The 11,592-nt window shown below is 60.6% G+C and carries 10 protein-coding genes; 8 read left to right on the forward strand and 2 right to left on the reverse strand.

Going from position 1 to position 11,592, the window contains the following annotated elements:
* Positions 1–2: 2 nt before the first annotated feature.
* Complete coding sequence (locus tag FH08_RS0118525) at positions 3–1,319, reverse strand: homoserine dehydrogenase (protein WP_031359766.1); 1,317 nt, start codon at positions 1,317–1,319, stop codon at positions 3–5.
* 27 nt (positions 1,320–1,346) lie between these two features.
* Positions 1,347–2,585 carry a pyridoxal phosphate-dependent aminotransferase gene (locus tag FH08_RS0118530; RefSeq protein ID WP_031359767.1) on the reverse strand — a complete coding sequence of 413 codons (1,239 nt, stop codon included), beginning with the start codon at positions 2,583–2,585 and terminating at the stop codon, positions 1,347–1,349.
* A gap of 515 nt (positions 2,586–3,100) precedes the next feature.
* Between FH08_RS0118530 and FH08_RS0118535 the strand changes: the two genes are divergently transcribed.
* The 8 genes from FH08_RS0118535 to FH08_RS0118570 all read left to right on the forward strand — a co-directional run bounded on the left by FH08_RS0118535 (position 3,101) and on the right by FH08_RS0118570 (position 11,511).
* Entirely contained in the window at positions 3,101–3,475 is a 375-nt protein-coding gene (locus FH08_RS0118535) for an Mth938-like domain-containing protein (RefSeq protein ID WP_031359768.1), read from the forward strand.
* 402 nt (positions 3,476–3,877) lie between these two features.
* Positions 3,878–5,551, forward strand: a complete 1,674-nt coding sequence (locus FH08_RS0118540; RefSeq protein ID WP_031359769.1) for a glycosyltransferase family 39 protein — start codon at positions 3,878–3,880, stop codon at positions 5,549–5,551.
* 138 nt (positions 5,552–5,689) lie between these two features.
* Positions 5,690–6,061 (forward strand): DMT family transporter, encoded by a 372-nt coding sequence (locus tag FH08_RS0118545; protein WP_031359770.1) that lies wholly within the window; start codon positions 5,690–5,692, stop codon positions 6,059–6,061.
* A 135-nt stretch (positions 6,062–6,196) separates the two neighbouring features.
* A complete protein-coding gene (locus FH08_RS0118550; RefSeq protein ID WP_031359771.1) occupies positions 6,197–7,360 on the forward strand; it encodes a DegT/DnrJ/EryC1/StrS family aminotransferase in 1,164 nt (387 codons plus the stop codon).
* A 113-nt stretch (positions 7,361–7,473) separates the two neighbouring features.
* Entirely contained in the window at positions 7,474–8,502 is a 1,029-nt protein-coding gene (locus tag FH08_RS0118555; protein WP_031359772.1) for a glycosyltransferase, read from the forward strand.
* A 70-nt stretch (positions 8,503–8,572) separates the two neighbouring features.
* Positions 8,573–9,559, forward strand: coding sequence for a formyltransferase (locus FH08_RS0118560; RefSeq protein ID WP_031359773.1), 987 nt, complete (start codon positions 8,573–8,575; stop codon positions 9,557–9,559).
* Positions 9,556–10,605, forward strand: a complete 1,050-nt coding sequence (locus FH08_RS0118565; protein ID WP_051888357.1) for a bifunctional UDP-4-keto-pentose/UDP-xylose synthase — start codon at positions 9,556–9,558, stop codon at positions 10,603–10,605. The genes FH08_RS0118560 and FH08_RS0118565 overlap by 4 nt, the downstream gene beginning before the upstream one ends.
* Before the next feature lie 9 nt (positions 10,606–10,614).
* Positions 10,615–11,511, forward strand: a complete 897-nt coding sequence (locus tag FH08_RS0118570; RefSeq protein ID WP_031359775.1) for a polysaccharide deacetylase family protein — start codon at positions 10,615–10,617, stop codon at positions 11,509–11,511.
* The last annotated feature ends 81 nt before the right edge of the window (positions 11,512–11,592 follow it).

The raw sequence follows: 11,592 nt of genomic DNA on the forward strand, positions 1-11,592 counted from the left end.
CCCTAGTTCAATCCTTCCATGCGCAGCTTCGTCACTTTCGAAACCACGGTGGACAGCGCCTCGATCTGCGTGATCGCCGCGTTGATTTCCCGTTCGACCGTTTCGTGCGTCAGCAGGATGATGTCGGTTTCACCCTTGTCCTCGCCGTCGACATGCTCGGATTCCTTCTGCAGCAACGCGTCGATGGAAATGACCTTGTCCGCGAGAATCCGCGTGATATTGGCCAGCACGCCGGTAACATCCGCCACGCGCAGGCGCAGGTAGTAGCTGCTCGTCACTTCCTCTATCGGCAGGATTGGCGTGTTGGCGAGCCTGTCCGGCTGGAACGCCAAGTGCGGCACGCGATGTTCCGGGTCGGCCGTATGGAGGCGCGTGACGTCTACAAGGTCTGCCACCACCGCCGACGCAGTCGGCTCAGCGCCCGCACCCTTGCCGTAATAAAGCGTGGTGCCGACTGCGTCGCCGTGCACCACCACCGCGTTCATCGCACCTTCCACGTTCGCCAGCAAGCGTTTTGCCGGAATCAGCGTGGGATGCGTGCGCAACTCGATGCCCTTCTCCGTGCGCCGCGCGATACCCAGCAGCTTGATCCTATAGCCCAGCGCCTCGGCATAGCGGATATCGATGGCGTCGAGCTTGCTGATCCCTTCCACATAAGCCCGGTCGAATTGCACAGGCACGCCGAACGCGATCGCGCTCATGATCGTGACCTTATGAGCCGCGTCTACGCCTTCAATATCGAAGGTCGGATCAGCTTCCGCATAACCCAGTTCCTGCGCCGCCTTCAGTGCGGTCGCGAAGTCGAGTCCGCGGTCACGCATCTCCGAGAGAATGTAGTTCGTCGTACCGTTGATGATGCCAGCGATGTACTGGATCCGGTTCGCCGTCAGCCCTTCGCGCAGCGCCTTGATGATCGGAATGCCGCCCGCGACCGCCGCTTCGAACGCCACCATCACGCCCTTCTTGCTCGCCGCTTCGAAAATCTCGCTGCCGTGCACGGCGAGGAGCGCCTTGTTCGCCGTCACCACGTGCTTGCCGTTGGCGATGGCGCGCAGCACCAGTTCGCGCGCGATGCCCGTGCCGCCGATCATCTCGGCGACGATGTCGATGGAAGGATCGTCGACGACCGCATTGAAGTCGGTCGTGACGTCGATACCTTCGGCGCCCTGCACCTTCGACGGCGTGCGCACCGCGATGCGCGTAATTTCGATGCCCCGTCCGGCGCGCCGTTTGATTTCTTCCTGATTGCGGCGCAGCACCGTGAAGGTGCCGCTGCCGACGGTGCCGAAGCCCAGCAGGCCAACTTTGATCGGTTCCATTGCAGCGTGAGTCTTATAAGAGAGGTTTTAGACAGAGTGACGCTTTCGATAACCATCGAGAAAGCGCGCGATACGGTTGATGGAGTCAGCGAGATCGTCCACGTTCGGCAGGAACACCACGCGGAAATGATCCGGCGCCGGCCAGTTGAAGCCGGTGCCCTGGACCAGCAGCGTGCGTTCTTCGAGCAGCAGGTCCGTAATGAACTGCTGGTCATCGACGATCGGATACATCTTCGGGTCGAGCTTCGGGAACATGTACAGCGCCGCCTGCGGCTTCACGCAGCTCACGCCGGGAATGGCGGTGAGCATGTCGTAGGCGAGTTCCCGCTGCTTGAAAAGTCGTCCACCCGGCACGATCAGGTCGTTGATGCTCTGGTAACCGCCGAGCGCCGTCTGGATGGCGTACTGCCCCGGCACGTTCGCGCACAGGCGCATGGAGGCCAGGATGCCGAGCCCTTCCATATAGTCATGGGCGATGCGACGGTTTTCACCCGTCAGGCCGGAAATGTACATCCAGCCCGCGCGATACCCGCAGGCCCGGTAACTCTTCGACAGACTATTGAACGTGACGGTCAGCACGTCTTCGGACAACGCGCCGACCGCCGTGTGCTTGCGGCCGTCATAGACAATCTTGTCGTAGACCTCGTCGGCAAAAATGATCAGGCCATGCTTGCGCGCCAGTTCGATCATCTCGAGCAACAGTTCGTCGGAATACAGCGCGCCGGTCGGATTGTTCGGGTTGATGATGACGAGCGCCTTCGTATTCGGCGTGATCTTCGAGCGCAGGTCGTCGAGATCGGGCATCCAGTCGGCCGATTCGTCGCAGAGATAGTGCACCGGCGTACCCGACGACAAGCTCACCGCAGCCGTCCACAACGGATAGTCCGGCGCCGGCAGCAGCACTTCGTCGCCGTCGTTGAGGAGGCCTTGCATGGCCATCACGATCAGCTCGGACGCGCCGTTGCCAATATAGATGTCGTCCAGTTCCACGCCCGCCACGCCTTTTTGCTGGCTGTAATGCATGATCGCCTTGCGGGCGGCAAACACGCCTTTCGAATCCGAATAACCCGACGACGTGGGCAGGTTGCGGATCATATCCTGGATGATTTCGTCCGGCGCGTCGAAACCAAACGACGCCAGATTGCCGATATTGAGCTTGATGATCCGGTGGCCCTCGTCCTCCAGCCGCTTCGCGTGCTCGAGCACGGGACCGCGAATGTCATAGCAGACGTTCTGTAATTTATTGGATTTGAGAATCGGTTTCACGGCGGGAAAGCTCACTGGGTTACTGGAAATCAGGCTCTGGATCAGGAAAATCGGCAAACAAAGTTGACAAGTCAGGTCCACAGACTCGGCGCTTCAGGCGCGGAGGGTTAAAACACGTCAAAACGGACCGGACACCGCGCAGAAACCCTAAGTAGCGACGCGGAACAGGCAGTCTAGCGAAAATGCGCCGGATAGAGGCAGGTTTGGGCGGAATCGTGTGAGCTTATGGCCATCAGGCCAAGGCAAAACGCCCGGTTGCGTGTCGGCAAGCAGCTTGTGGCGGCACGCGATGCATCGCGCCGCCCGGGCTCGCAACCCGCTGACGGCTGAAAAGTTATAATTTAGCGGATTATCTGTGACTTTCGCAATGCGCCACCGGCAAAACGCGTGCACATTGGCCTCATCCCGGTGCCGCGCGAGCCGATGAAAGCTGCATTGCGCGCCAGGCCGTCCCGTTGTTACAGGCCTCTTGCGGAGTCACCTCTCGCCATCAACTTGCCTGTCGGAATACCGATTTGAAATTACATCAGGAAGCTAGCGGCGCGCTCAATACCATCACGAGTTACGGCGCCGATTACGTCGCAATCAATCTGCAGCGCCATGAAGGCAGCATCATCGTGATGCCCGAAACGCCGGTGATCGCGTGGCCCGTGTCGTCATTCGAGGCGCTGACGCAGGAAGATTTCGACGCGCTCATCGCGATCGCACCTGAAGTCGTCGTGTTCGGCAGCGGCACGCGCCTGCGTTTTCCGCATCCGCGGCTGATCGCCAAGCTCTCCCAGCAGCGCATTGGCGTGGAGACAATGGATTTCGGCGCCGCATGCCGTACTTACAACATTCTCATGTCGGAAGGCCGCCGGGTGGCGGCTGCGCTGCTGATCGAGGCGTGAGTTCGGTGAGCCCGGCTTACCGGCGGCCGCTGGCACGGCCGCCGCGGTAACGCTCCGGCGCGGTTTCCGCGCGCCAGTGCGCTAAACTGCCGCCCGGCGTCGATATCGGTACGGCTGGTACGGCTATCGGCATCGGTAACGCCTGTTTTCTGAGCAGCGAAGGATAAAGGACCGGCCCGCGGCCGCACACAGCACGGCGAACCACACAAGGACTGGCCTTTTGGCTGGCTTGTACGCTTTGTCAAAGCAGCGGAACCTGCATGGGCTGGCCGCACGCCGGATACGCGGCGAAGCTTGCCCTAAACGTGCCCGTTAAGCCGGCCTTAAGCCCCAATGCGCCAAACTCGGGCCCCCATGAATTTTGCTAGCGCCGCTAAAGCGGCATCGGACAGGTCGACTCCCATGAACGATACGCCTCACCGGCTACCGCTCACCCGCCTCTCGCTTTTACTGCTGATCGCAGCACTCGCCGTGATCTGGTTCGCGCCGCTGGGCCTGCGCCATCTCATCCCAAGCGACGAAGGCCGTTACGCCGAAATGGCACGAGAAATGTTCGTGACCGGCGACTGGATCACCCCGCGTTACAACGGCTACAAGTATTTCGAAAAACCCCCGCTGCAAACCTGGGCGAACGCGCTGACATTCGCGTGGTTCGGCATCGGCGAGTGGCAGGCGCGCCTTTATACGGCGTTGACGGGCTTTGCCGGCGTGCTGCTGCTCGGCTATACAGGCGCGCGGGTGTTCAACGGCGTGACGGGGTTTTGCGCGGCCGTCGTGCTCGCGACTTCGCCGTACTGGAACCTGATGGGCCATTTCGATACGCTCGACATGGGCCTGTCGTTCTGGATGCAACTCACGCTCTGCAGCTTGCTGCTGGCGCAACGTCCGAACCTGCCGGTGCCCCAGGTCCGCCTCTGGATGTGGCTTTGCTGGGCCGGCATGGCGCTCGCGCTGTTGTCGAAGGGGCTGATCGGCCTGATCCTGCCGGGCGCGGTGCTGGTGCTCTACACGTTGATAGCGCGGGACTGGGCGCTGTGGCGTCGGCTTTATATTGGCAGCGGGCTGATCCTATTCCTGATCATCGCGGCGCCGTGGTTCGTCCTGGTCCAGATCAGGAACCCCGAGTTCCTGAATTTCTTTTTCATCGTCCAGCAGTTCGAGCGATACCTGACCCCCGAACAGAACCGTCCGGGTGCGTTTTATTACTTCGTGCCGGTGCTGATTGTCGGATTCCTGCCCTGGCTCTCGGTCGTGTTCCAGAGCACCCGGCATGCGCTGAAGGTGCCGCGCCAGCCGAACGGCTTCGCGCCGGTCACGCTGCTCCTCGTCTGGTCGGCGTTTATCTTCTTGTTCTTCAGCGTGTCGCATTCGAAACTGCTGTCGTACACGCTGCCGATCGCGCCTTCCATTGCGTTGCTGATCGCTATCTATCTGCCACTGCTCACACGCGCCCAATGGCACAAGCACTTGACCGGGTACGCTGTGTTTCTCGTCGTGGCGGCGTTTGGCGCGATCTTTTTGGGCCGCATGGGCGGTGGCCACACGCCCAATGCGCTGTACAAGGAATTCCAGGTCTGGGTGTACGCCGCGCTCGCCGTAGCCTTCGTGGTCACGCTGGCTGCCATCTGGCTGAACCGGCGCAGTTCGATCGGTGGCGTGGTGCTGCTGGGAACGGCCTGGCTGCTAATGGGGACGATCGCCGGCACCGGCCACGATGTGTTCGGCCGCGAAAGCTCGGGCGTGCAGTTGGTGCCCGCGGTAAAAGCCGCCATGGCCCGGCTGCCCGCCGACACGCCGTTCTACTCGGTCGCCAAGCTCGATCACACCATGCCGTTCTATCTCGGCCACACCATGATCATGGTCCAGGAACCCGACGAACTGAAGTTCGGGGTCACGACGGAACCGCAGAAGTGGGTGCCGACCATCAACGAGTGGATCCAGCGCTGGGACGCACAACGCTACGGTCTTGCGCTGATGCCGCCCGGCCGGTATGACGAGTTGCTGGCGAAGCACGTGCCCATGCAGGTCATTGCGCGGGATGACCGAAGGATAATTGTCGAGAAGCCTCAGCCTTGAAACAATGGCGCCGCGTGTTGACCCGAGCTTGAACCGGGCTCGAACCGGGCACCGCCCGCCAGCGAATACAAAATCCGGAGACGCCGCCAAGCCTTACCGCTTAGCTGCTCCGCTAAAAAAACCCTATTACGGCCAACGATGAACCCGATATCCTTCATTTGCATCATCACCGGCGTCATGCTGAACGCCGGCGCCCAGTTGTTGCTAAAAGCGGGCGTGAACGCCGTGGGCCATTTCGAATTCACCCCGGCAAACATCGTACCGATCGGTTTCAAGATCGCGACGCAGTGGCCGATCATCGGCGGTCTGGCATGCTACGTGATCAGCGTAGGCGTGTGGATTGTGGGATTGTCGCGGGTCGACGTCTCTATCGCTTATCCCATGCTCTCGCTCGGCTACGTAGTGAACGCGTTCGCAGCATGGTATTTATTTGGCGAAGTCCTGACATTGCAGCGACTGGTAGGTATCGGCATTATCCTGATCGGCGTCGTGGTACTGACGCGCGGTTGAGCGGCTCGGGCGCGCTCGGGCGTACCTGAAGTGCGCATGAGCGAACCGGAACCCGGCTGACCCTATGTATCAAAGACCGTGTATCAAAGACTGTGCATTAAAGATCTCACCGTTCCTTTCCTTCGCAGAGCTTCCATGACCCAGAACGCGCCTTCCAATACGCATCCCTTTCTGCCTTTCGTACGCGCCGAGATCGACGAAGAGACAATTCAGGGCGTCGCCGACGTTCTGCGTTCAGGCTGGATCACGACCGGTCCGCAAAACCAGCAGTTCGAAGCCGAACTGTCCGCCTATTGCGGCGGCCGCCCTGTGCGCACGTTCAATTCCGGTACGGCGACCATGGAGATTGGCTTGCGTATCGCGGGCGTGGGCGAAGGCGACGAAGTCATCACCACACCCATGACCTGGGTCTCGACCAGCAATGTGATCATTGAAACAGGCGCTACGCCGGTGTTCGCGGATATTGACCCGGTGACACGCAATATCGATCTGGACCTGCTCGAAAAGGCCATTACGCCACGTACCAAGGCAATCCTGCCGGTGTATCTGTCGGGCCTTCCCGTCGATATGGACCGGCTCTACGGCATTTCGCGCGAACATGGCCTGCGCGTGATCGAAGACGCGGCCCAGGCGTTTGGCTCGTCCTGGCGCGGCCAGAAGATCGGCGCTTTCGGCGACATTATTTCGTTTAGCTTTCATGCAAACAAGAACGTCACGTCAATCGAAGGCGGTGCGCTCGTCCTGAATAACGAGGAAGAAGCCGTGCTCGCACAAAAGTACCGGCTGCAAGGCATCACGCGCACCGGCTTTGACGGCATGGACTGCGATCTCCTCGGCGGCAAATACAATCTCACCGATGTCGCCGCCCGCGTCGGCCTCGGACAGCTCAAGCATGTGGAGCGTTTCACGGAACAACGCCGCGAGCTGGCGCGCGCATACTTCGAGAGTTTCGCAAACAGCGCGGCCGTGCGAATGGGCGTGCAGCTGCCGGTGCCGAACTTCACCGACAGCAACTGGCACATGTTCCAGATCGCGCTGCCGCTCGAGCGCCTGTCGCTTACGCGCTCGGCGTTCATGGGCCTGATGAAGGAACGCGGCATTGGCACGGGCGTGCACTACCCGGCGCTGCACCTGTTCACGCTGTATCGCGGTCGCGGGTTTCACGAGGGTATGTTCCCGCACGCGGAAAAATATGGCGCATCAACGGTCACGCTGCCGCTGTTCACGCAGATGACCCAGGACGACGTGACGCGCGTCGTGCATGCAGTCAACGAAATCTGCGCGGCACACGCCATTTAAGGTACTAACTAACCAACGTAACGCCTGCAGGCAGGCAAGCACGCCACGCAGTTGACACAGCAAAACAAGAACGACATTTTTCACCACGGACACCTAGCGGAACCATCGCCAACATGAGTCAAACGGATTTTTTGCCGACCGGCCCGGAATTAACGGTCGTGGTCCCGGTGTACAACGAAGAAGAAGGCCTTGCCGCCCTCTTCTCCCGGCTGTATCCCGCGCTTGACGCGCTCGGCACAACGTATGAAGTGATCTTCATCAACGACGGCAGCCGCGACAAGTCGGCGGCATTGCTCGGCCAGCAATTTCGCGCGCGGCCGGACACCACCCGCGTGATCCTGCTGAACGGCAACTATGGCCAGCACATGGCCATTCTTGCGGGCTTCGAGCAATCGCGCGGGGAAAGCGTGATCACGCTCGACGCCGACTTGCAGAATCCCCCCGAGGAAATTGCCAAGCTGCTTGAGAAGATGCGCGACGGTTACGACTACGTCGGCACGATTCGCCAGCAACGCCAGGACAGCTTCTGGCGCAAGAAGGCGTCGCGTCTGATGAACCGGCTGCGCGAACGCATCACGCGCATCAGGATGACCGACCAGGGCTGCATGCTGCGCGGTTACAGCCGGCACATCATTGACACCATCAACCGCTGCGGTGAAATCAATACCTTCATTCCGGCGCTGGCCTATACGTTCGCGCAGAATCCGATCGAAATCGATGTCGCGCACGAAGAGCGCTTCGCCGGGGAATCGAAGTACTCGCTGTACAGCCTGATCCGCCTTAATTTCGACCTGGTGACCGGATTCTCGGTCGTGCCGCTGCAGTGGTTGTCGTTTATCGGCGTGATCCTTTCCGTGGGGTCCGCGGGCTTGTTCCTGCTGCTGTTGGTTCGACGCTTCATGTTCGGCGCGGAAGTCCAGGGTGTGTTCACCCTGTTCGCTATCACGTTCTTCATGCTCGGCGTGATCATCTTCGCGCTTGGGCTGCTCGGCGAATATATCGGCCGGATCTATCAGCAAGTGCGCGCGCGGCCGCGTTACCTGGTACAGACCATCCTGGAAGAGCGCGACGGCAAGCTTGCGCGAACCATGCCACGCCAGGAAGCGGTAGCAGCAATCAGCCGGGAAGTCGATCCGCTATGAGGTCACTATGAATCCGGCGCCGGTCAATGCAAATGCTACGAATGCCACAACCGCTATAAGCGCTCCGCGCGTGAAGCCTCGTGCGGTCGTGTTCGCGTATCACAACGTCGGCGTGCGCTGCCTGCAGGTCCTGCTCGCGCGCGGCGTGGAGGTCGCGCTGGTTGTCACGCACGAAGATAATCCGGACGAGAACATCTGGTTCGGCAGCGTGAGATCGGTGGCAGCGGATCATGGCATTGCGGTCATCACGCCCGCCGATCCCCAGTCGCCCGAATTGCACGACGCAATCAGCGAACTCGCGCCGGACTTCATTTTCTCGTTCTATTACCGGCACATGCTGCCGGTCGGCCTGCTCGCGCTCGCCGCCCGCGGCGCGTACAACATGCACGGTTCGTTGTTGCCGAAGTATCGAGGGCGCGTGCCCACCAATTGGGCCGTGCTGAACGGAGAAACCGAAACGGGAGCGACGCTGCACGAGATGGCAGCCAAACCGGATGCCGGGGCAATCCTTGCCCAGACACCCGTGCCCATTCTCCCCGACGACACCGCCGCGCAAGTCTTCGACAAAACCACCGTCGCCGCGGAACAAACCTTGTGGCGCGTCTTGCCGGCGTTGATCGCGGGCGAGGCGCCGCATTTGCCGAACGATCTCACGAAAGGCAGCTACTTCGGCGGCAGGAAGCCGGAGGATGGCCGCATCGACTGGTCGCAAACCGCGCAGCAGGTCTACAACCTGATTCGCGCCGTCGCGCCGCCGTATCCGGGGGCTTTTACAGACATTGGACAGGCGCGGTTTATCGTCGCGCGGGCTCGTCTCATGCCCGAAAACGGCCTGCCGGGCATCGACGCCGAGACCCTGCGTGAGGTTTCGAATTTGCCCCCTGGGCTGCACGTGAAGGATAATGCGCTGTTTGGCGTATGCGGCGACAGCCGCGTGGTCGCCATCCGTGAATTACGGCAACCATTCGTGGACGAAAGCCAGACTCCAGCCGGCGGCGAACGCGTCGTCAGTCCCGCCGAATTCGGCCGACTCACTCAATCACTTCCTCATTCATGAAAAAAGTCCTGATCCTGGGTGTCAACGGCTTCATTGGCCACCACCTCTCCAAGCGCATTCTCGAGACGACCGACTGGGAAGTCTTCGGCATGGACATGCAACGCGACCGCCTCGGCGACCTCGCCAATCACGAGCGCATGCATTTCTTCGAAGGCGACATCACGATCAACAAGGAGTGGGTCGAATATCACATCAAGAAGTGCGATGTGATTCTTCCGCTGGTGGCCATTGCCACGCCGGCGACCTACGTGAAGCAGCCGCTGCGCGTGTTCGAACTCGACTTCGAAGCAAACCTGCCGATCGTGCGTTCGGCTGTGAAGTACGGCAAGCATCTCGTGTTTCCGTCTACGTCCGAGGTGTACGGCATGTGCACCGACGAGCAATTCGATCCCGAAGAATCGCAACTCAGCTACGGCCCGATCAACAAGCCGCGCTGGATCTACGCGTGCTCGAAGCAACTGATGGACCGCGTGATCTGGGGCTACGGCATGGAAGGCCTGAACTTCACGCTGTTCCGCCCGTTCAACTGGATCGGCCCGGGTCTTGACTCCATCTATACGCCGAAGGAAGGCAGCTCGCGCGTGGTCACGCAATTCCTGGGTCATATCGTGCGCGGTGAAAACATCAGCCTGGTCGATGGCGGCGCGCAAAAGCGTGCGTTCACGGATATCGACGACGGCATCGGCGCGTTGATGAAGATCATCGAAAACAAGAACGGCGTGGCAACGGGCAAGATCTATAACATCGGCAATCCGAGCAACAACTTCTCGGTCCGCGAACTCGCGCACAAGATGCTGAAGCTCGCCAATGAGATCAGCGAATACACGGAAAGCGCGAAGACGGTTCAGCTCGTGGAGACGTCGTCGGGCGACTACTACGGTGCCGGTTATCAGGACGTGCAAAACCGCGTGCCGAAGATCGACAACACGATCGAGGAACTCGACTGGAAACCGGTCGCGACCATGGACGACGCGCTGCGCAAGATTTTCGAAGCCTATCGCGGCGATGTAGGCACGGCGCGACGCCTTGTCGAAGATCAGTCTTAAGGACGGCGCGTGGCTCGCATCGTTCTGAAAATCGACGTCGATACCCTGCGCGGCACGCGCGAAGGCGTGCCGAATCTCGCGCGCCTGCTCGACAAATATCACGCCCGCGCCACGTTCCTGTTTAGCCTCGGACCCGATCACACCGGCTGGGCGTTGCGTCGCGTGTTTCGCCCGGGGTTTCTCAAGAAGGTGTCACGGACGTCGGTGGTCGAGCACTACGGCATCAAGACGCTCATGTACGGTGTGCTTCTGCCGGGACCGGATATCGGCCGCCGCGCAGTGGCTGAAATGCGCGCGATTCACGAAGCGGGTTTCGAGTGCGGCATCCACACGTGGGATCACGTGTACTGGCAGGACAATGTCCGGGCGGGAAACCGTGAGTGGACAGCCAAACAAATGCAGCGCAGCCACGCACGTTTCGTCGAAATCTTCGGCACGCCGCCGGTTACGCACGGCGCGGCGGGTTGGCAGATGAACGGCTACGCGTTCGAACAGATCGATGCCTGGGGCATGAAATACGCGTCTGATGGGCGTGGTCACACACCCTACATTCCGGTGCTCGACGGCCGAACGCTGAATCACATCCAGATGCCCACCACGCTGCCTACGCTGGATGAAATCCTCGGTATAGATGGCGTGGACGTGGGCAATGTTGCCGCGCATTTGCTGGCTCTTACGTCGAAGCAGGCGCACGACCAGGTCTTCACGCTGCACGCCGAGTTGGAAGGACAAAAGCTGGCCACGGTATTCGAACAATTGCTGGCCGGTTGGAGCGCGCAAGGTCACAGCTTCTGCACGATGGGCGACTATCATGCGACGCTGGACCGCACGACGCTGCCCACGTACCCTGTCGCGTGGGGCGAGATTCCAGGTCGCGCTGGCGAGTTGATCCTGCAGCCGGACTGACGCTGGTTGGGCCTGTTTTTGTAGCTAGGTTCGCGTTTTTTTGCGACCGTTCCCGCAACTGGCATCTGTCGCAGGCCCGGT

Origin of the sequence: Caballeronia sordidicola, assembly GCF_000729995.1 — a bacterium.
In the GTDB taxonomy this organism is placed as follows: Bacteria; Pseudomonadota; Gammaproteobacteria; order Burkholderiales; family Burkholderiaceae; genus Caballeronia; species Caballeronia sordidicola_A.